The following is a 19,631-nucleotide window of genomic DNA, read 5'->3' as shown; positions in this document are numbered from 1 at the left end:
CCCTGGGGTCGACCCCGCAGGCGCGGGGATTAACCCCGATGTGGACGCCGTTCCGTCTCTAAGCTGTTGTCGACCCCGCAGGCGCGGGGATTAACCCATTAGCATCGCCAGTGGGTCTTGGCGCCCTTGGTCGACCCCGCAGGCGCGGGGATTAACCCGGGCGTGAGCCCTTCCTGGATCGCCTGGATCAGTCGACCCCGCAGGCGCGGGGATTAACCGGACGGCTCCACCGTCTGGCGCGTCCGCTTCCGGTCGACCCCGCAGGCGCGCGGATGAACCCCGGTCAGGGACTCTCGCTGTCACCACCAGTCCCGGCCTAGCCCTAGCCCGCTGCGCCCGTACAACCCCGGTGACCACAGCGTCATGGCCCCGCAGTACCTAGCTGCCGCGTCGTCCCGGCCCACGGGCGTCCGGCAGCCTACCGCCAAGTAGTCTCAGCCCATGACCACACCAGTGACTCCCGCCTCCCGCGAGCCTTGGACCCTGATGCGTGTAGGCGGCGCCCCCGTCGTCGTCGACCCCACCTCCCTGCTGCTGGGACTGCTGGTGGCCGCCTCCTGGTTCCCCGCCGTCAGCAGAGTGTTCACCTCCCCGGTCACGTTGCTGGGCGTGCTGGTCGGTGCCGCGGCCGGGGTGCTGCTCTCCGTGCTCCTGCACGAGCTGGCCCACGGCCTGACCGGCACCGTGCTGGGACGCAGGCCGGTGCGCTACGAGCTCATGCTCCTGGGCGGCCGCACCAGCTTCGGCCCGGCGCGTGACTGGGCCCCGTGGAAGGACGTGCTCACCTCAGTGTCCGGGCCCGCCACCAACGCCCTGCTGTGGCTGGTCACCTCCTGGCTCTCCGCCCTGGCGCTCCTGCCCCTGCCGGTGGGGCTGACCCTGTGGGCGGTGTCCTGGGTGAACCTGGCGCTGGCAGTGTTCAATATCCTGCCGGGGCTGCCGCTAGACGGCGGGCACGCCCTGTCCGCGCTGGTGCACCAGGTCACGGGGCGTCGGGAGCTGGGGCAGCGTCTGGCGGCCTGGGGTGGCCTGCTGATCGTGGCAGGCATGGTCTGGCGCTGGGTGCTGGGCCCCCTGGTGCTTGAGGGCCGCCAGCCCGCCACCTTCAGCCTCATGCTCGTGGCCCTGGTGGGCTGGACCATCACCTCCACCAGCTGGCAGGTGCTGTCCCTGGGCCGGAACAGCCGCGCCGCCGTCAGGCTGGACCTGCGCAGGCTGGTGCGGCCGGTCAAGCCGCTGCCAGCCTCCACCCCCCTGGCCGTGGTGCGTGCCGAGCTCGCCCAGGGCACCTCTGTGGTCCTGGTGGTAGAGGGCGCTGACCTGCTCGGCCTCATTGACGCCCAGGCCCTGGTGGAGGCGGGACTGACCCGACCCAGCCCCGGGGAGACGGCGCTGGCCGGGCAGGTGTGCCAGGTGCTGCCTGCGGCGGCGGTCTCCTCAGACCTGGACGGTGTGGCCGGGGCGGAGGCCCTCAAGCGGGCGCGCGCCGTTAGCCGCTGGCTGGTGCTGCTGGAGCGGGGCCAGGTGCTGGGGGCGGTGCCCACCGGAGCCCGCTGAGCCCTGTCATCGTGGGCCCTCCGAAGACCGCCGGGGACCGGTAGGCAGGCTGGCAGACGGCCTCCCGAGCGGGCAGTCTGGTACCGCCGGTGCCGCCGCAGGCCCTTAGCCGTGATCCTGGCGCCCTGCCTGCCCCGCCCGCCCTGCTGACCCCGCAGCCTGAGGCCACCGCCGCGCGCCGCCTCACAGGCTCTCCAGGGGACAGCTGTGCCAGGAGTCCAGCAGCCGGGCTAATGTTGCCTTGTGGCTCCCCCTCCCGCACCGTCACCTGTAACCGGTGGCGTCCTCCCTCCGTCTGACCAGGCGCAGACGTACCGGCCTGCCACCACGGACCGGCGCCATCTGCTGCGGGCCGGTCTGCGGGGAGCGGCCCTGGCCACCGCCGGGGCGGCCGTGGGTGCGAGCGGCGGCGCGGCAGCCGCCCACCACCTGGACACCCACCTCAAGCCCACCGCCCGGGTGGCTCCCCTCCCGGGCCAGCGGGCCCTGCTCGGGGCCCGGGTCCTGTTCCAGGGCCCGCCGGACCAGCGCCTGGCCTGCGTGACCTTCGACGACGGCCCCGACCCCCGCTGGACGCCCCTGGTGCTGGACCTGCTGGCTGAGATCGAGGTCCGGGCTACCTTCTTCGTGCTGGGGGAGGCCGTGCAGGTGCGTCCCGAGCTGGTGGCCCGGCAGGTGGAGGCCGGGCACGAGGTGGGCGTACACAACTGGGTGCACACGGACGTGTACGGCGTGGAGGTGGAGCAGCTGCGTGACTCCGTGGACCGCACAGTCGCCGCGATCCAGGAGGCTGGCGCCCCCCGGCCCCGGCTGTGGCGGCCACCCTACGGGCGGGTGGACGCCCCTGCCCTGATGGTCGCCGCCGAGCGCGGCCTGGACGTGCTGCTGTGGAGCCTGAACAGCCCCTCTGCCGCTGCCGCCGCGGCGGTGGCTGACAAGGCTGGCCCCGGCTCAGTGATCCTGTGCCATGACGGGCGCACCCAGCCGACCGAGGCGCTGCTGCGGGCCATGGCCCGCTCCCTGGCCACGCTCAAGGCCCGGGGCCTGGAGCTGGTGACCGGCTCCCAGATGCTCGCGGCCAGCCAGGCGCAGGTAGGTGCCGCAGGCGGCTTGACCGCTCACTAGACTCGCCGCCAATGAGTGACAAGCAAGAGACCGTCCCCGCCCCGGGCGCCGTCGCGGACGCCAGCGTCAGCACCGGGAGCACCCTCCCGCCCGACGGCGTGCCAGCCGCCGCCTCCAGCGCCCCCGCCCCGCCCCGGCTGCCGGTGCGCCACCTGACCCAGGAGGTCCTGGGACAGGCGGGTCGGCGCGGCCCCTTCCGCTACGGTGAACGCATCCAGGTCACCGACGTCAAGGGCGCCAAGAACACCTTCCAGCTGGACCCGGCCGGCTACTTCCAGTCCGTGCGCGGCTCCTTCCACCACCGCGACGTCGTGGGCCGGGAGGAGGGCACCGTGCTGGTAACCGAGACCGGTCACGAGCTGCTGCTGCTGCGCCCGCTGCTGGCCGACTACGTGCTGTCCATGCCCCGTGGCGCCCAGGTGGTCTACGCCAAGGACTCCGGGCAGGTGGTGGCTATGGGGGACATCTTCCCCGGTGCCCGGGTCATTGAGGCGGGTGTGGGCTCCGGGGCGCTCACCATGAACCTGCTGTCGGCCATCGGTGAGCAGGGGCACCTGCTGTCCATCGAGCGCCGCCACGACTTCGCCCAGATCGCCGCCAGCAACGTGGACTGCTGGTTCGGGCGCCACCACCCCGCCTGGGAGCTGCGCGCCGGTGACTTCAACGAGGTCGTGGCCCAGCACGTGCAGGACGGCTCCGTGGACCGGGTCGTGCTGGACATGCTGGCGCCCTGGGAGTGCGTGGCCCAGGGGGCCCGGGCCCTGGCACCCGGCGGCGTGTTCCTGGCCTACGTGGCCACCACCACCCAGCTGTCGCGCACGGTGGAGGCGCTGCGCCACTCGGGGCTGTTCACGGAGCCGGAGTCCTGGGAGTCCTTGGTGCGCACCTGGAACGTGGACGGCCTGTCCGTGCGGCCCGACCACCGCATGGTGGCCCACACCGGCTTCCTGCTGACCGCCCGGCGCCTGGCTGCCGGCTCCCGTCCGCTGACCCGCAAGCGCCCCCCCGCCCGGGGCGCCTACGACGAGGGCGGCTACTGGGTACCCCAGGACGTCAAGGAGCGCACCAGCACGGACAAGAAGGTGCGTCGCGTGCTGCGCGACAGTCTCGCCAAGCAGCCGGATGACGCTACCGCGGTGCTCACTGACGACACTGGTGGGCATGACTGACACCCAGCCCCCGGCCCAGGGACCCGCGCCCGCCCCCTCCTTCACCAGCCACCAGCTGCGGGAGGCGCGCGCCCAGGCGGTCAGCCTGGCGGAGAAGAACGAGCGCCTGGCCGCCGCCCTCACCGCCGCCCGCGCCCGCCTCCGGGAGCTGGGGGAGCAGCTCGACGCCGTGACCCGGCCGCCGCTCACCTTCGGCACCGTGACGGCCCCAGCGGCCCCAGCCGTCTCTGACGGTCCCGGTGAGGGCACTGGCAGCCAGGCGGCCTACGTGGAGGTGAGCCTGTCCGGGAGGACCATGCGCCTGGCGGTGCACCCGGGCCTGGACGCCGCCCGGCTGCAGGCGGGGGCGCGCGTGGCGGTCAACGACCAGCTGCTGGTGGTGGAGGTGCTGCCAGGGCCGGTCACCGGGGAGGCCGTGGTGCTTGAGGAGCTGGTACCAGATGGTGCCAGCCGCCCCCGGGCCCTGGTCACCACCGGCTCAGGCACCAGCCGCCTGCTGACGCTGGCCGCCACTCTCGACCCGGCGGCCCTGGCCCCGGGGGACACCCTGACGGCGGACCTGCGGGCGGACCTCGCCCTGGCCCGGGTGGAGCGCAGCGGCGTCGAGCAGCTGGTGGTGGCGGAGAGCCCCGAGGTGGCCTGGTCCGACATCGGGGGCCTGGGGAAGCAGGTGGCCCAGGTGCGTGACGCCCTGGAGCTGCCCTTCGCCCACCCGGAGCTGTACCGCGCCTACGGGCTGCGCGCGCCCCGGGGGGTGCTCCTGTACGGGCCCCCCGGGTGCGGCAAGACCCTGATCGCCAAGGCGGTGGCCACCTCACTGGCCCGGGCAGGCGGCTCCCCGCGGCGGACAGCCTTCCTGAACGTCAAGGGGCCGGAGCTGCTGAGCAAGTTCGTGGGGGAGACCGAGCGCCAGATCCGGGCGGTCTTTGCCCAGGCTCGCAAGGTGGCGGCGGAGGACCGCCCCGTGGTCGTGTTCTTCGACGAGATGGAGGCCCTGCTGCGCACCCGTGGCACCGGCGTCTCCTCGGACGTGGAGACCATGATCGTCCCCCAGGTGCTGGCAGAGATCGACGGTGTGGAGTCACTGCGCAACGTGGTAGTCATCGGGGCCTCCAACCGGGAGGACATGATCGACCCCGCCCTGCTGCGGCCCGGCCGCTTTGACGTCAAGATCCGGGTGGGCCGCCCCGACGAGGCGGGGGCCCGGGAGATCCTGGCCAAGCACCTGAGCGCCGACCTGCCGCTGGACCCCGCTGAGCTGGCCGCCGTCGGCGGGGACCGGCAGGCCGCCGTCCAGGCTATCTGCCAGGCGACCGCAGCCTCCCTCTACCGGCGCAGCCCCGCCACCGCCGTCCTGGAGGTCACCTACGCCAGCGGCGCTACCCGCCGTCTGCACCTGGCCGACCTGGTCTCCGGCGCCCTGCTGGCCGCCGTGGTGGACCGGGCCAAGACCGCTGCCATCAAGGATGAGCTGGCCGGTGGGGCGGGCGGACTGTCCACGGCCCGTATGCTCACGGCCCTGCAGACCGAGTCCCGGCAGAACGAGGCCGTAACCGCCGCGACCACCGCGGAGGGCTGGGAGCGCCTCCTGGAGCCGGGCGGGGAGCCCGTCCGGGCGGTGCGGCGCCTACTGAGTCAGGAGAGCAGATGAGACAGGTTCCCGCAGACGGCTGCTTAATCGGCCCCACCACCCGGCCGGTGGGCCTGGAGACTGAGCTGGGGGTACTGGAGCCGGGCAACCTGTACGCCAACCCGGTGGTGCTGGCGAGCCGCCTGGTGGACGCCTACGCCGCCGTCAGCAGGCCCGCCCCACCCGCAGGCGGCTCCGGCAGCTGGCCTCCGGTGCGCTGGGACTACGAGGCCGAGGACCCGCTGGCGGACCTGCGGGGCGGGCACCTGGACCGGGCCGCCGCCCACCCCAGCCTGCTCACCGACGACCCCACCGCACCGGCCCCCTCCGGGGAGGAGCCCTCCCTGCCCGACGGCGTCGCCCTGCTGCCTGCCGCAGCCGGGGCCAGCGACTCAGGTACCCGGACCCCAGGTCCTAGCGCCGCAGGTCCCGTCCTCGCAGGTCACCGTGTCCCTGCTCCGGCGGTAGCCGGGACCAGCCAGCCGCAGGCCGCCAGTTTCCAGGCGGGGACCGGCGTGCCGACGGGGCACCGTGGCTCGGTGGGCGCTGCGCCCGGTCAGGACCTGGCAGACCTGCCCCCGGGACCGTGGGGGGCCCGGCCCCGGCCCACTGTGGCCGAGGCGGCCCTGGCCCGGGCTACCACCGCCGTGCTGGGCAACGGGGCCCGCTTCTACGTGGACCACGCCCACCCGGAGTACTCCAGCCCCGAGGTGCTAACCCCCCTGGACGCCCTGGTGTGGGACCGGGCCGGTGAGGTGGTGGCCCAGCGGGCTATGGCCGCCCTGGCCGCCCAGGCCGACGGCCCCCAGACTGTCCTGTACAAGAACAACGTGGACGGCAAGGGCGCCACCTACGGCAGCCACGAGAACTACCTGGTGCGCCGCCAGCTGCCCTTTACCGGTCTGAGCGCTGCCCTGGTTCCCTTCCTGCTCACCCGGCCCGTGCTGGTGGGTGCCGGGCGGGTGGGCCTGGGGCAGCGCTCCCAGGAGCCGGGCTTCCAGATCAGCCAGCGGGCCGACTACGTGTGCTGCGAGCTGGGCCTGCAGACCACCTTCAACCGCCCCGTGGTCAACACCCGCGACGAGCCCCACGCGGACGCCGCCCGCTGGCGCCGCCTGCACGTCATCAACGGCGACGCCAACATGTTTGACGTGCCCGGCTACCTGAAGGTCGCCACCACCAACCTGCTCTTGTGGCTCCTGGAGCGCGCCCACGACCGGGGCCAGGACCTGGGCCCGCTGACGGGGCTGCGGGTGCGCGGCGACCTGGCCGAGCAGCACTGGGCCATGAGCCACGACACCACCCTGTCCTTCCGCTACGACACCGAGCGCGGCCCCCTCAGCGCCCTGCAGGTCCAGCGCCTCCACCTGGAGGCCGTCCGGGCCGCCCTGCTGGAGGACTTCGGGGGCACCGACGCCGCCCAGGTTGGGGAGGAGACCAGCCGGGCCCTGCGGCTGTGGGCGCAGGTGCTGGGGCTCCTGGACCGGTTGGCCGCGGCCCAGCAGCCCGGCTCCCGGCCCGAGCAGCGGGCCGCCGCCGTAGAGCAGGCCGCCCCGCTGGTGGAGTGGGTGGCCAAGATGCAGCTGTGTGAGGCCCTGATCGGCCGCCACGGCTGCGGCTGGGCCGACCCGCGCGTGGCGGCCCTGGACCTGCAGTGGGCGGACCTGCGGGAGGGCAGAGGCGTCGCCCAGCGGTTGCGCGCCACCGGCCGCGCCCATCGGCTGACCACCGACGCCCAGGTGCGGCGTGCCGCGGACCAGCCCCCGGCAGGTACCCGCGCCGCCGTCCGGGGCCGAGCGGTGGCCCGCTTCCCCCAGGTGGTGGCGGCCTCCTGGACCTCCCTGGTGCTGGACCTGCCCCAGCACCCCTGCCTGGTCCGCCTCAGCCTGCCCCCGGAGGTCCGCTGTGACGAGAAGCAGGCCCAGGCGCTGCTGGAGGCGATTTCGCAGGCTGCTACGAGTGGGGGAGACTAGCCCCCGGCCCGGCGCCCCCGCCCGGCCACGTCCCGAGCTGCCGTAGCCGGCAGAGAACGGAAGCGAGGAAACCATGTCCCAGAGCCAGGCGCAGACCCAGCCGGGCGGTGGTGAGCACCTGCCGGACGGCGTCGAGGCCCTCTCCGGGCGGATGCAGGCCAGCGGCGTGGACAGCATCCTGGACGAGATCGACCTGGTCCTGGAGACCAACGCCGCCGCCTTCGTGCAGGGCTTCGTGCAGAAGGGCGGCCAGTGACCCAGGCCGTCCCACCGGAGCCGGGGCGCCGCAGCCTCACCCGGCGGGTGTTCGGGGTGGAGACGGAGTACGGCATCACCTGCGCCTCCCTCAGCGGGGGACCGGCCCCCCTTGACGCCGACCACGCGGCCCGCGAGCTCTTTGCCCCGGTGGTGCAGCAGCACCGCTCCACCAGCGTCTTCACCCCGGGCGGGGCCCGCCTCTACCTGGACGTGGGCAGCCACCCGGAGTACGCCACCTCCGAGTGCGACCGCCTGGAGGACCTGCTGGCCCAGGACCGCGCGGGTGAGCTGATGATGGCGGAGCTGGCCGCCCAGGCGAACGCCCGACTGGCTGAGCAGGGGGTGCCGGGGCGGGTGCACCTGCTCAAGAACAACCTGGACTCCCAGGGGTCTGGTTTTGGCTGCCACGAGAACTACCTGGTGCACCGGCGCGCAGGCTTCTGGAACGACGCCCGCACCCTGGTGCCACACCTGGTCACCCGCCAGGTCCTGGTCGGGGCCGGGCACGTGCAGGTGGACCCCACCGGGCAGCGGCCCGCCCGCTACGTCTTCTCCCAGCGGGCTGACCAGATGCACGACGCCGTCTCCGCGGCCACCACCCGGGCTCGCCCGCTCATAAACACTAGGGACGAGCCGCACGCGGATGCCGAGCGCTTCCGCCGGATGCACGTGATCGTGGGGGACTCCAACATCGCCCAGGGCTCCACCCTGCTGAAGGTGGGGCAGATGGACCTGCTCCTGGACTACCTGGAGCAGGGCGGGGACCTCAGCGACCTGGCCCTGGCCGAGCCCATGCGCGCCATCCGCGACACCTGCCACGACCTGAGCGCCCGGGCCCGCCTGGAGCTGGCGGACGGGCGCACCATCACCCCCCTGGAGCTGCAGGAGGAGCACCTGGCGCGGGTGAGCGCCCACTGCGAGTCCTTGGAGCTGAGCCCCCTGCACCAGGAGGTCCTGCGGCTGTGGCGGCGGGGGCTGGAGGCCCTGCGGACCCAGGACCCGGCCGCCGTCTCCACTGAGCTGGACTGGGCCGCCAAGCTCATGCTGGTGGAGCGCTACCAGGCCCGTAACAGGGTGGGGCTGGAGGACCCGCGCGTGGCCCGCCTGCTGCTGGCCTACCACGACGTCTCCGCCCAGGACGGCCTGCGCGTCCGCTTGGAGGCCCAGGGTCTCCTGCGCCGTGTCGTGGACGAGGCCGCCTGCCGCCACGCCCTGGACCACGCCCCCACCACCACCCGAGCCCACCTGCGGGGCCTGGCGGTGGCCCGGGCGCGGGCCCGGCGCAAGGACCTGGCTGTGGACTGGGTCAATCTCCGGCTGGAAGACGGCTCAACCCCAACGGTCGCGCTGCGCGATCCGCTCAAGAGCACAGACGCACGCGTTGACGACCTGCTCCGCGCGATAGAGGATGAGCCGGTCCGTACCGTTCCAAGTGTGTAAAGACCGTTCCAGGTGCGTAAAGGAGGCGATCTTGGCCGAGCAGTCACCGAGCCCACGCAGGCGCAGGGCAGCCCGTGTGGATCCCCCTGCGGTCGCGGGCGCGCAGAAGGTCATTGGCGCGACCCTGGGTCGTAAGCGCCCAGACACCTGGGTGATCGCCCTGATAGCCGTGGCCCTGGTAGCGGTGATGGTGGCCCTACCCCTGCTGACCTCCCGGCGTACCAGCCCGGTCGTGGCCGCCACCCCGACGCCGAGCGCCGTGCCGCTCCAGCCGGGGGCTGCCCTGCCTGGTGACGCCCCGCTGGACGAGCTCATGGACGTGGCGGGCCGTGTGGGCGCGGTGCCCGCAGTCAAGCTCAACGGGCCGATCCTGCCTGTGCAGGAGGTCCTCTCCGACATCGTCCTGGAAGGTGGTGGCCGGCAGGTTGCTGGCGGGGAGCCGGTGATGCTGTCGGTGTCCACCTTCTCGGGCGCTGACGGCAGTAACACGACCGGCAACGCTACGGGCCGCAGGTTCTTCCTCGGCTCCCTGAGCGCGGAGACCGTCGGTGAGAACCTGTCCTGGCGGATCGTCGGCCTGACTGAGGGCACGCGCATGGTGCTCAGGTCCCCGGTCACCCAGCCTGACGGCAAGGCGATCCTGGAGATCACGGTCGTGGACATACTGGGCCTGCGTGCCAGCGGCAAGGAGGTGGCGGCGCCTGCGGACATGCCGGTGTTCACCATGGGAGAAGACGGCAAGGTCACCGTCTCCCCCAACGGTCTGCCTGAGCCGACCACCTCCCGGGAGGAGGTGCTGGTCGAGGGGGAGGGAGAGCAGGTCAAGGACGGCGACACGCTCGTCGCCCGGTACACGATGGTCAACTGGAAGACCGGCCAACCGATCACGGACTGCTACGGCGACGCCGTCGTGCCGTGCCGCCTGGCCATGAAGGACATCTTCACCGCCGCGGCCAACCACCTGCGTGACGTGCGGGTCGGCTCCCGGGTCCTGATCGCCCTGCCAGCCGCTGAGGCGCGTGGTGACGTGCCGGTGGCCCTGGCGATCGACATCCTGGCGGTCGACAACCAGGAGGCTTCGGCCGGTGCGCCAACCCATCCTCCTGCTGACCAGGTGGTAGTGGTCAAGCCCAGCGCGGCCCCGACCGCCTCCTAGGCGTCCTAGCCGCTGCTGGCTGCGGGCGTCCCCGGTGCCCCCTGCACCACCAGGTTGGGCCACCACCGTGGGTCCGCCCCGTCCCAGGCCCGTCCCACCTGGGCCTGCTGGTCCTCCCATGCCTGGATGTCCCACGTGTAGCCGTCACGCCGCCGGACCCGCTCCAGGCGGCTGCGCCGGTCCAGCTCCACCCAGATCCGTAGCACCCGCAGCCGTGGTAGGGGCTGGGTGGCGCAGGCCAGGGCCCCGCAGCCCTCCAGCAGCAGCACCCCGCCAGCCAGAGGAGGCACTTCCAGCAGGGGCCCGGGCTGCATCCGCTCCCAGTCCCAGGTGCGGGCCCGGGCGGTGGTCCCGGCGTCCAGGGCGCGCAGCACCGTGGCGGCGGTCCCTACTCCTTCCTCCAGCCCCTCCCAGCCGGGCACCAGCTCGTCCAGGGACAGCGGCTGGTGCAAGGGAGCTCCTGAACGGCGCAGGCCCGCCAGCAGCTCCTGGCACAGGTGGGTCTTGCCCGCGCCGCTGCCTCCGTCCACCAGCACCACCAGGCCCTGCCAGCGCCTGCACCGCCTGCCTCCGCCCAGACCGGCGGGACGCACGCCCAGGACCAGTGCCTGGTGCTCCAGGTGCATGCGGTCAAGCAGCACGCTCACCGCCGTCTCCCGTGGCAGCACGGGCACGGTGCCAGGCCACCGTCCCGGCAGGTCGCCGAGCGCGGACAGGGGTGCGTTGCTCACGCGCTGAGGCTAGTGGTCGCGGACGCACCTGGGAACCTGGGAACCAGGGCCGCCAGGTCCCGAGGGGCAGCGGCCGCAGGCTAACCTGGGCCCGCCGGCCGCCTGCGGGCGGTGGCCCGCCGTCACCACCCAGGTGCCGGCCGCCGATCAGCCGGGAGCAGAGCCATGAGCCTAGCCATTCGTGTGATCCCCTGCCTGGACGTCAAGGACGGGCGGGTAGTCAAGGGCGTGAACTTCCAGGACCTGCGGGACGCGGGTGACCCGGTGGAGCTGGCGGCCCGCTACGAGAGCCAAGGCGCCGACGAGATCACCTTCCTGGACGTCTCCGCCTCCCGGGAGGGGCGCGCCACCATGCTGGAGGTGGTCTCAGCCACCGCGGAGCAGGTCTTTGTGCCGTTGACGGTCGGTGGGGGCGTGCGCTCCGTGGCGGACGTGGACCGGCTGCTGCAGGCCGGGGCCGACAAGGTCGGGGTTAATACGGCCGCCATAGAGAGGCCGGAGCTGATCGCGCAGGTGGCGGAGCGCTTCGGCAACCAGGTGCTGGTGGTCTCGGTGGACGCGCGGCGCTGCCCGGCGGGGGTACGCACCGAGTCCGGTTACGAGGTCACCACCCATGGCGGCTCCCGCTCCACCGGTATCGACGCCGTGGCCTGGGCGGCGCGTGCGGTTGAGCTGGGTGCCGGGGAGATCATGCTCAGCTCCATGGACGCCGATGGCGTCAAGGAGGGCTTTGACCTGGAGATGCTGGACGAGGTGCGCCGGGTGGTGAGCGTGCCGCTGATCGCCTCCGGCGGGGCGGGCAGCCCGCAGGACTTCGCCCAGGCCGCCCGGCACGGTGCGGACGCGGTGCTGGCGGCCTCCGTGTTCCACTTCGGCACCATGACGGTGCGGCAGGCCAAGGAGGCCATGGCGGCCGCGGGCCTGGAGGTCAGGTGGTAGTACTACCCACCTGGGGGTACAGGCCCTGGACGGCCAGATAGCATTGTGGCACCTGACTGGACCGAACCCGTGACGAGCGCTGATGACCAACTACCCGTACCCCCCTAATCCCTACGGCCCGCCCCAGGGCAGTGCCTATGGCCCTCCCCAGGCCGGCAGCGCCGTGCCTGGTGCCGCTCCCGGCTCCAAACCGTACGGCCAGCAGGCAGCCAGCCCGGACCCTTACGCGGCCTCCCTCCCGCAGGCAGGTACTCCCTACCCCGGCTACGGCCCTGTGGTGGGTGGCTACCCGGGTGCCCAGCCCTACCCCGGACCCCAGCCAGCCATGGGGGCCTACCCGGCCACCCCGGTCTACGACCCGGTGATGGCGCAGGTCCAGCAGCTGGCCGCCGCAAGCGCCCGGACCAGCTCCAACCTGCTGGGTTACTGGGCCCTGGGACTGAGCGTCCTGTCCCTCCTGTGCTGTACCTACGGTGTAGGGCAGGTGCTAGGGATCGGCCTGGGTATCGCTGGTCTGGTCGCCGCGAGCAACGGGCACGCCGACAACAAGGGAGTGTCCGTCGCGGCCATAGTCGTGGGCCTCCTCTCGATCGTGGTCTGGATCGGGATCGGGTACTACTTCTCCATCTACGCCGCGGAAACGGGGTACTAGATGGCGGTGTCGGCCCTGCTGACAGCCTGGCCGCTTCCGGTCGGCTGCCTGTTCCACTCGCTGACGGGCTACTGGTGCCCGCTGTGCGGCGGTACCCGGGCGACCTTTGCCATGCTGCGGGGTGACTGGGCGGCCGTGCCCGCCTGGAACCCGATCGCCCCCTTGGTGCTCCTCCTGCTGCTGGCAGTGCTGCTCCGCCTGGTCTACCGGGTACTGCGGGAGAGGATCAAGGACCCGGTAGCGGCCCTGAACGCCCTGCTCAGCCCCCGCGAGGTGCTGGTGCTGGTGAGTCTGCTCGGCGTCTTCATGGTGCTGCGCAACACTCCTTGGCTCCAGCCCTGGCTGGCGGCCTACCTGGGGCCGCCGACCGCCCCGGTGTGGGGCTGAGTGCCCGCGACAGCCGCCTGGGCGCCACCCCCGTGCCGGGGCACCCCCTGCGCCTCCACTGGTGCATTTCGGCGCGAGTGGTGCCGGAATACCGCACCACTCGCGCCGAAATGCACAAGTCGGGGTGGGGTGGGCACGCCCCACCGCACCCAGGTCACCCCGCAGCTCAACTACCCGCCATGACCACGGACGACGCCCCATACCCCCCCCGACCAGCACCCGAACTAGCTGCCGCACCTTGACGTACCACGTAGGGCCCCCAGGCTGGTAGCGGCGCTCCCTGGCCCCGGGGCCGGGCAAGCAACCGACGGTGGCTCCACCCAGGCTGGTGGTGGTGTGCCGGGCCGGGCGTGGGAGACTGCTGGGCGTGAGCACCCCAGGAACCCCCGCAGACCGACTGGACCCGCAGATTGCCGCTCGGCTGAAGCGGGACGCGCAGGGCCTGGTGTGCGCGGTGGTGCAGGAGCACGGTACCCGGGAGGTGCTCATGGTGGGCTGGATGGATGACGAGGCCCTGCGGCGCACCCTGGTGGAGGGGCGGGTCACCTTCTGGTCCCGGTCACGGCAGGAGTACTGGCGCAAGGGGGACACCTCCGGGCACGCCCAGTACGTCAAGGCGGTCAGCCTGGACTGCGACGGCGACGCCCTGCTCGTGGAGGTCGAGCAGGTGGGGGCCGCCTGCCACACGGGGGCGCACAGCTGCTTCCGGGCTGGCGGTGACCTGGGGGCGCAGGTGGGCAGCCCGCCTCGCTGAGGCCCCGGCCCCGCGGCAGACCACAGCCACAGACCGGCTCCGGCTTCGTCCCAGCACCAGGCCGGCCTCCCAGCCCACCGCAGCCACAGACCGGCTGCGCCGTCGTCCCGCGGCTGCCGGACATAGGGGCGCCTAAGTGAGTGATCTCACCTAGGAACGGCGGTCACGGCTTGGAAACGTGCGGCGGTGCTAGCGTCACGGTCAAAGCCGGGGGCGCGTGTACGGCGCGTGCCCGGGAAAGACACAACCGGGAGCACCTTCTATGTCCTCACCGTCATCCGGGTCCGCCAGCAGCGGCCAGCCAGCCGGGGCGAGCAGCACCGCCGCAAGCGTGAAGGAGCTGACGCTGCGTGGCGTGGTCATCGGTGGCCTCATAACGCTCGTCTTCACGGCTGCGAACGTCTACCTGGGCCTGAAGGCCGGGCTGACCTTTGCTACCTCCATCCCCGCCGCGGTCATCTCTATGGCGGTCCTGCGCTATTTCAAGGACCACACGATCCAGGAGAACAACATCGTTCAGACTATCGCCTCGGCGGCGGGGACGCTCTCGGCGATCATCTTCGTGCTGCCGGGACTGGTCATGGTCGGCTGGTGGCAGGGCTTCCCCTACTGGCAGTCGGTGTTCGTGATCGCCCTGGGCGGCCTGCTGGGCGTCATGTACTCCATCCCGCTGCGCCGGGCCCTGGTCACCCACTCGGACCTGCCCTACCCCGAGGGGGTCGCGGCGGCCGAGGTGCTTAAGGTCGGGGACACCAACGAGGGCGTGGAGGAGTCCCGGCGGGGCCTGCTGGCGATCATCTGGGGCGGCGTGGCCTCGGCGGGCTTCGCGGTCCTGGGCTCCTTGAAGGCCGTGGCCACCGAGGTCTCCGGGGTGTTCAAGGTCGGCTCCGGCGGTTCCATGGCCGCAGGCTCCCTGTCCCTGGCTCTGATCGGCGTGGGGCACCTGGTGGGCGTCGGCGTCGGAGCGGCCATGATCGTCGGCCTGCTGATCTCCTACGGCGTGCTGCTGCCGGTCCAGAGCTGGGGGGAGATCGACGGCGCGGGTGGTCTGTCCGCAGCCGTGGGGGCGGCCTTCAAGCAGGAGGTGCGGCTGATCGGCGCGGGCACCATCGCCGTGGCGGCCGTGTGGACCCTGCTCAAGCTGCTCAGGCCCATCATCGTGGGCATCCGCGAGTCCATCGCCTCCACCTCCAGGCGGGAGGCGGGCCAGAGCGTGGAGATCGTGGAGCAGGACCTCTCAGCCAAGGTCGTGATCGGGGTGACCCTGGCCTCCATGCTGCCTATCGGGGCGCTCCTGTGGCTCTTCGTGCAGGGCACGGTGATCGCCCACTCGGTGGTGGGGCTGGTGGTTGTCTCCATCGTGTTCGTGCTGCTCACCGGCCTGGCCGTGGCCTCCGTGTGCGGGTACATGGCAGGTCTGATCGGGGCCTCCAACTCGCCCATCTCCGGGGTGGGAATCATCGTGGCCATCGCCGCGGCCCTGCTGGTCAAGACCGTCCACGGCCCGGTGCAGCCTGACCAGCTGCCCGCCCTGGTGGCCTACACCCTGTTCACCGCCGCGGTGGTCTTCGGCATCGCCACCATCTCCAACGACAACCTGCAGGACCTCAAGACCGGCCAGCTGGTGGGTGCCACCCCCTGGAAGCAGCAGGTCGCCCTGATTATCGGGGTGGGCTTCGGAGCGGTCGTCATCCCGCCGGTACTGAACCTGATGCAGCGGGCCTTCGGCTTCCAGGGTGCTCCGGGGGCCGGGGAGAACGCCCTGGCCGCCCCCCAGGCCTCGCTGATCTCGGACCTGATCCGTGGCGTGTTCGGCGGGGACCTGAACTGGCGCCTGCTGCTGCTGGGGGCGGGCATCGGCGTGGTGGTGCTGGTGGTTGACGCCCTGCTGCGCCGCTACACCAAGCGCCTGTCCCTGCCGGGACTGGCCGTGGGCATGGGCATGTACCTGCCCATGGCGATCACCATCATGATCCCTATCGGCGCGGTACTGGGCATGGTCCATGACAAGTGGGCGGACCGGCAGGCCAACCCGGAGCGCGCCAAGCGCATGGGCACCCTGGTGGCCACCGGCATGATCGTCGGTGAGAGCCTGTGGGGCGTGTGCTTCGCCGGCATCGTGGGTGCCTCCGGCCAGGACGCCCCCTTGGCCATCGTGCCGGAGGGCTTTGCAGGCGTCGCGATCTGGTTGGGCGTGGCTTTGTTCGCGGGCTTCATCTGGGCGCTGTACCGCTTGGCGCGCCGCGAGGGCACTGCGGACTGAGCCGGTCCCGACGACGCCGCCCAGGTGGGTGCGGCCGCGTCCACAGGCCTGGGAGGGAGCCCTCCTGCCGGGGCCAGGGCTGCTGCACCTGGCCCCGGCAGTCCCTTAGGTGGACGGATTTGCTTATAGGACCCGGGCCGGACACGATTAGGTCATGAGACGGCTCGCAGCGCACTGTTATGGGCTGTCGGAAGGAACGGGCAATGAGGCACCTTGAGGCTTTAGCAGCCGCTGCCCGCAGCGCGCAGGAGCTTCGCGAGGCGGCGCTGCCGCTGGACCAGCTGCGCGAGCTCGCCCGCCAGGTGCCCTCAGCCCGCTGCGCCCTGGAGGTGCTGCGCCACGAGGAACGGGTGGTCTCCGTGATCGCGGAGGTCAAGCGGACCACCGCCACCTTCGCGGACCTGTCCGGGGTGGGGGACTGTGGCGTCATGGCCCGCTTCTATGAGGCGGGCGGGGCCGCGGCGGTCTCCGTGGTCACCGAGCCGGCCCACCACGGCAGCCTGGCGGACCTGGACGCCGTGCGGGCGGCGGTGGACGTGCCGGTGCTGATGAACGACGTGGTGGTCACGCCCTACCAGGTCCACGAGGCCCGCGCCCACGGGGCGGACATGCTGGTGCTGCTGGCCTCCGTGGTGCCCGACGTGGTCCTGGCCGGGCTGATAGACCGCACCCACTCCCTGGGCATGACCGCCGTGGCGGAGGTCCACACCCGCCGGGAGGCCCTGACCGCCGTAGAGGCCGGGGCCGAGGTGGTTATGGTGGACGCCCGTGACCTGCGTACCGGCACGGTGGACCGCAGCCTGTTCGAGCAGGTGGTGGAGGTGCTGCCGCCGGAGGTCGTGCGTGTGGTGGCGGGGGGCGTGCGCGGCCCCCACGACGTCATGGGCTACGCCCGCTGCGGCGCCGACGTGGTACTGGTGGGGGAGGCGGTGCTGCGCTCGGCCGACCCGCAGCAGTTCGTGGCCGAGCTGGTGGCCGCAGGCGCGCACCCCGCCCTTATCGCAGCCGCTAACCGAGAGGTCAAGTAAAGATGCCCATGGCAATGACACTGCTGGCTCCGTGGCACGCCGCCCTGGCGGGCGCCTCGATCCCCAGCCCCTCCCAGGGGGTGTGGTACCTGGGGCCGCTGCCGGTGCGGGGCTACGCCCTGTGCATCCTCACCGGCGTGTTCCTGGCCGTGTGGTGGGGGGAGCGCCGTTACCAGGCGGCAGGCGGGGCCAAGGAGGTGGTCACGGACCTGGCGCTGGTCGCCGTGCCGGTGGGCATCGTGGGCGCCCGCATCTACCACGTGCTTACCTCCCCGGACGCCTACTTCGGCCCGGAGGGCAGCCTGGCCAATATCCCGCTGATCTGGCACGGGGGGATCGGAATCTGGGGAGGTATCGCCGCCGGGTCGGCCGCCTGCGCGCTGATGCTGCGCCGCCGGGGCCTGCGCGTGGCCCCCTTCGCTGACGCTCTCGCACCCGGGGTGCTGGCCGCCCAGGCGGTGGGACGCTTTGGCAACTGGTTCAACCAGGAGCTCTTCGGCGGACCCACAAACCTGCCCTGGGGCCTGGAGATCGACGACGCCCACCTGCCGGCGGGCTACGCCTCCGGGACCCTGTTCCACCCCACCTTCCTGTACGAGGCGCTGTGGAACGTGGGTGGGGTGCTGGCGCTGCTGTGGCTGGGTCGCCGTCTGAAGGCCGGGGGCGGAGCCACCGGCGGACGGATCATGTGGGCCTACCTGATGGTCTACACCGCCGGACGGGCCTGGATCGAGATGCTGCGGGTCGACGAGGCCCAGGTGGTCGGGGGCCTGCGGCTGAACGTGTGGACCTCCCTGCTGGTCTTCGCCGTGGGCCTGGCGGGCTACGTGTGGACCACGCGGCGGGGCCCGGACGACGCCGTGCCCGCCGTCGCCGCAGGTACTGGCCATGAGCCCCGGGAGCTGACGGAGGAGGGGACGGAGGCCGAGACAGGCAAGGCGGCTGAGACCGCGCCGGAGGCTGAGGCACAGGCTGTAGCCGGGCCGGGGGCGACGGCGAGGCCGCAGGCTGGGGGCCGCGAGCCCTCCACCACACCGTGAGACTGGTCGCAACCCTTAGGGGCGTGCGCCCGTAACGGACCCTAAAGGCGGCCCGTCGCTTAGGCTGGTGCCATGCGTAGAGCGAAGATCGTTTGCACCCTCGGCCCCGCCACCGACTCCCCGGAGCAGGTACAGGCTCTAGTCGACGCGGGCATGAACGTCGCGCGCATCAACCGCAGCCACGGTCGCGCGGAGGACCAGGAGGAGGTCATCGCCCGCGTGCGGGCCGCCGCCGAGTCCTCCGGCCAGCCGGTCGCCATCCTGGTGGACCTGCAGGGCCCCAAGATCCGCCTGGGGCGCTTTGTCAACGACCAGAAGGTCCAGCTGCACAAGGGTGACGAGTTCACCATCACCACCCAGGACGTGCTGGGAACCGTCAAGCGCTGCTCCACCACCTTCAAGGGCCTGCCGGGCGACTGCCGCCCCGGGGACCGGCTGCTGATCGACGACGGCAACGTGGCGGTGCGGGTCAAGGCCGTCACTGACACGGACGTCGTCACCGTCGTGGAGGTACCCGGATACGTCTCCAACAACAAGGGCATCAACCTGCCCGGGGTGGCCGTGTCCGTGCCCGCCCTGTCGGAGAAGGACCGCGACGACCTGCGCTGGGCCCTGAAGATCGGCGCGGACCTGATCGCCCTGTCCTTCGTGCGCGACGCCAACGACATCAAGGACGTCCACGACATCATGGACGAGGTCGGGGTGCGCATCCCGGTGATCGCCAAGATTGAGAAGCCCCAGGCGGTGGACCACCTCTTTGACATCGTGGACGCCTTCGACGGCATCATGGTGGCCCGTGGTGACCTGGGGGTGGAGATGCCCCTGGAATCCGTGCCGCTGGTGCAGAAGCGTGCCATCGAGCTGGCCCGCCGCCAGGCCAAGCCGGTGATCGTGGCCACCCAGGTGCTGGAGTCCATGATCCAGAACCCCCGCCCCACGCGTGCGGAGGCCTCTGACTGCGCCAACGCGATCCTGGACGGCGCCGACGCCGTCATGCTCTCGGGGGAGACCAGCGTGGGCGCCTACCCGATCGAGGCCGTGCGCACCATGGCCCGCATCATCGAGAACGTGGAGGAGAACGGCGGGGAGCGGATCCCCGGCCTGGGCTCCTACCCGCAGACCCGTGGTGGGGCCATCACCCGCGCCGCCGCCGACATGGGTGAGCTGCTGGACGCCTCCTACCTGGTCACCTTCTCCCAGTCCGGGGACACCGCGCGGCGCCTGGCCCGCCTGCGCTCCCCGATCCCGCTGCTGTGCTTCACCCCGCTACGCACCACCCGCAACCAGCTGGCCGTCTCCTGGGGCGTGCAGTCCTATGAGGTGCCGGAGGTCAAGCACACCGACGACATGGTGGCCCAGGTGGACGAGCTGCTGCAGGCCAAGCACATCGCCCAGCCGGGGGACACCGTGGTGATCGTGGCGGGTATGCCTCCGGGCACGCCCGGCTCCACCAACTCCATCCGCGTGCACCACGTGGGGGAGCAGGCCGTCTACGAGCACTGATTCAGCGCTGAGGAAGCACCGAGCCA

17 protein-coding genes are annotated in these 19,631 nt (G+C 72.1%); 16 read left to right on the top strand and 1 reads right to left on the bottom strand.

All coding sequences use genetic code 11. From position 1 onward, the window contains the following. The first annotated feature begins 441 nt into the window (after positions 1 to 441). From JG540_RS05675 to JG540_RS05640, 8 genes are all read left to right on the top strand, one after another. A complete protein-coding gene (locus JG540_RS05675) occupies positions 442 to 1,557 on the top strand; it encodes a site-2 protease family protein (RefSeq protein ID WP_200274698.1) in 1,116 nt (371 codons plus the stop codon). 243 nt (positions 1,558 to 1,800) lie between these two features. Next, positions 1,801 to 2,682: a polysaccharide deacetylase family protein gene (locus JG540_RS05670; RefSeq protein ID WP_267977929.1), complete on the top strand. Its 882-nt coding sequence runs from the start codon at positions 1,801 to 1,803 to the stop codon at positions 2,680 to 2,682. A gap of 11 nt (positions 2,683 to 2,693) precedes the next feature. Then, positions 2,694 to 3,851: a tRNA (adenine-N1)-methyltransferase gene (locus tag JG540_RS05665; protein WP_200274697.1), complete on the top strand. Its 1,158-nt coding sequence runs from the start codon at positions 2,694 to 2,696 to the stop codon at positions 3,849 to 3,851. Beyond that, positions 3,844 to 5,502 carry a proteasome ATPase gene (gene arc / locus JG540_RS05660; protein ID WP_200274696.1) on the top strand — a complete coding sequence of 553 codons (1,659 nt, stop codon included), beginning with the start codon at positions 3,844 to 3,846 and terminating at the stop codon, positions 5,500 to 5,502. Before JG540_RS05665 ends, arc begins: the two co-directional genes overlap by 8 nt. Beyond that, a complete protein-coding gene (locus tag JG540_RS05655) occupies positions 5,499 to 7,454 on the top strand; it encodes a proteasome accessory factor PafA2 family protein (RefSeq protein ID WP_200274695.1) in 1,956 nt (651 codons plus the stop codon). The genes arc and JG540_RS05655 overlap by 4 nt, the downstream gene beginning before the upstream one ends. A 73-nt stretch (positions 7,455 to 7,527) precedes the next feature. After that, positions 7,528 to 7,710 carry a ubiquitin-like protein Pup gene (locus JG540_RS05650; RefSeq protein WP_200274694.1) on the top strand — a complete coding sequence of 61 codons (183 nt, stop codon included), beginning with the start codon at positions 7,528 to 7,530 and terminating at the stop codon, positions 7,708 to 7,710. Then, a complete protein-coding gene (gene pafA / locus JG540_RS05645; RefSeq protein WP_200274693.1) occupies positions 7,707 to 9,152 on the top strand; it encodes a Pup--protein ligase in 1,446 nt (481 codons plus the stop codon). Before JG540_RS05650 ends, pafA begins: the two co-directional genes overlap by 4 nt. A gap of 76 nt (positions 9,153 to 9,228) precedes the next feature. After that, positions 9,229 to 10,308, top strand: coding sequence for a hypothetical protein (locus tag JG540_RS05640; protein ID WP_200274692.1), 1,080 nt, complete (start codon positions 9,229 to 9,231; stop codon positions 10,306 to 10,308). 5 nt (positions 10,309 to 10,313) lie between these two features. On the opposite strand, the gene JG540_RS05635 is transcribed toward JG540_RS05640, so the two are convergent. Further along, a complete protein-coding gene (locus JG540_RS05635; protein WP_200274691.1) occupies positions 10,314 to 11,039 on the bottom strand; it encodes a nucleoside/nucleotide kinase family protein in 726 nt (241 codons plus the stop codon). A 165-nt stretch (positions 11,040 to 11,204) separates the two neighbouring features. On the opposite strand from JG540_RS05635, the gene hisF reads away from it, so the two are divergent. The 8 genes from hisF (at position 11,205) to pyk (ending at position 19,605) form a co-directional block, all read left to right on the top strand. Beyond that, on the top strand, positions 11,205 to 11,978 hold the full coding sequence (hisF, locus tag JG540_RS05630) for an imidazole glycerol phosphate synthase subunit HisF (RefSeq protein ID WP_200274690.1): 774 nt from the start codon (positions 11,205 to 11,207) through the stop codon (positions 11,976 to 11,978). Between the two features lie 82 nt (positions 11,979 to 12,060). Beyond that, positions 12,061 to 12,630, top strand: coding sequence for a DUF4190 domain-containing protein (locus tag JG540_RS10335; protein WP_234042693.1), 570 nt, complete (start codon positions 12,061 to 12,063; stop codon positions 12,628 to 12,630). Beyond that, complete coding sequence (locus JG540_RS05620) at positions 12,631 to 13,017, top strand: DUF2752 domain-containing protein (protein ID WP_200274689.1); 387 nt, start codon at positions 12,631 to 12,633, stop codon at positions 13,015 to 13,017. 367 nt (positions 13,018 to 13,384) lie between these two features. Next, positions 13,385 to 13,771, top strand: coding sequence for a phosphoribosyl-AMP cyclohydrolase (gene hisI / locus JG540_RS05615; protein WP_234042692.1), 387 nt, complete (start codon positions 13,385 to 13,387; stop codon positions 13,769 to 13,771). A gap of 262 nt (positions 13,772 to 14,033) precedes the next feature. Further along, positions 14,034 to 16,034, top strand: coding sequence for an OPT family oligopeptide transporter (locus tag JG540_RS05610; RefSeq protein WP_200274688.1), 2,001 nt, complete (start codon positions 14,034 to 14,036; stop codon positions 16,032 to 16,034). Positions 16,035 to 16,237: 203 nt separating this feature from the next. Continuing rightward, entirely contained in the window at positions 16,238 to 17,062 is an 825-nt protein-coding gene (locus tag JG540_RS05605; protein ID WP_200274687.1) for an indole-3-glycerol phosphate synthase TrpC, read from the top strand. An 8-nt stretch (positions 17,063 to 17,070) separates the two neighbouring features. Then, on the top strand, positions 17,071 to 18,102 hold the full coding sequence (gene lgt, locus JG540_RS05600; protein WP_200274686.1) for a prolipoprotein diacylglyceryl transferase: 1,032 nt from the start codon (positions 17,071 to 17,073) through the stop codon (positions 18,100 to 18,102). Between the two features lie 72 nt (positions 18,103 to 18,174). Continuing rightward, a complete protein-coding gene (gene pyk, locus JG540_RS05595; protein WP_200274685.1) occupies positions 18,175 to 19,605 on the top strand; it encodes a pyruvate kinase in 1,431 nt (476 codons plus the stop codon). Positions 19,606 to 19,631 lie beyond the last annotated feature (26 nt).

The sequence above is a fragment of the Actinomyces weissii genome, from assembly GCF_016598775.1.
Classification (GTDB): Bacteria; Actinomycetota; Actinomycetes; order Actinomycetales; family Actinomycetaceae; genus Actinomyces; species Actinomyces weissii.
Note: the sequence above shows the minus strand (reverse complement) of the source record. Positions and strands in the feature narration are given on the sequence as shown.

Bases quoted from the DNA above. Each gene is read 5' to 3' on its own strand.
- JG540_RS10335 (WP_234042693.1), top strand. From the start codon at position 12,061: ATGACCAACTACCCGTACCCCCCTAATCCCTACGGCCCGCCCCAGGGC.
- JG540_RS05650 (WP_200274694.1), top strand. From the start codon at position 7,528: ATGTCCCAGAGCCAGGCGCAGACCCAGCCGGGCGGTGGTGAGCACCTG.
- arc (WP_200274696.1), top strand. From the start codon at position 3,844: ATGACTGACACCCAGCCCCCGGCCCAGGGACCCGCGCCCGCCCCCTCC.
- JG540_RS05605 (WP_200274687.1), top strand. From the start codon at position 16,238: ATGAGGCACCTTGAGGCTTTAGCAGCCGCTGCCCGCAGCGCGCAGGAG.
- JG540_RS05665 (WP_200274697.1), top strand. From the start codon at position 2,694: ATGAGTGACAAGCAAGAGACCGTCCCCGCCCCGGGCGCCGTCGCGGAC.
- pyk (WP_200274685.1), top strand. From the start codon at position 18,175: ATGCGTAGAGCGAAGATCGTTTGCACCCTCGGCCCCGCCACCGACTCC.
- JG540_RS05620 (WP_200274689.1), top strand. From the start codon at position 12,631: ATGGCGGTGTCGGCCCTGCTGACAGCCTGGCCGCTTCCGGTCGGCTGC.
- JG540_RS05610 (WP_200274688.1), top strand. From the start codon at position 14,034: ATGTCCTCACCGTCATCCGGGTCCGCCAGCAGCGGCCAGCCAGCCGGG.
- JG540_RS05675 (WP_200274698.1), top strand. From the start codon at position 442: ATGACCACACCAGTGACTCCCGCCTCCCGCGAGCCTTGGACCCTGATG.
- hisF (WP_200274690.1), top strand. From the start codon at position 11,205: ATGAGCCTAGCCATTCGTGTGATCCCCTGCCTGGACGTCAAGGACGGG.
- JG540_RS05655 (WP_200274695.1), top strand. From the start codon at position 5,499: ATGAGACAGGTTCCCGCAGACGGCTGCTTAATCGGCCCCACCACCCGG.
- lgt (WP_200274686.1), top strand. From the start codon at position 17,071: ATGGCAATGACACTGCTGGCTCCGTGGCACGCCGCCCTGGCGGGCGCC.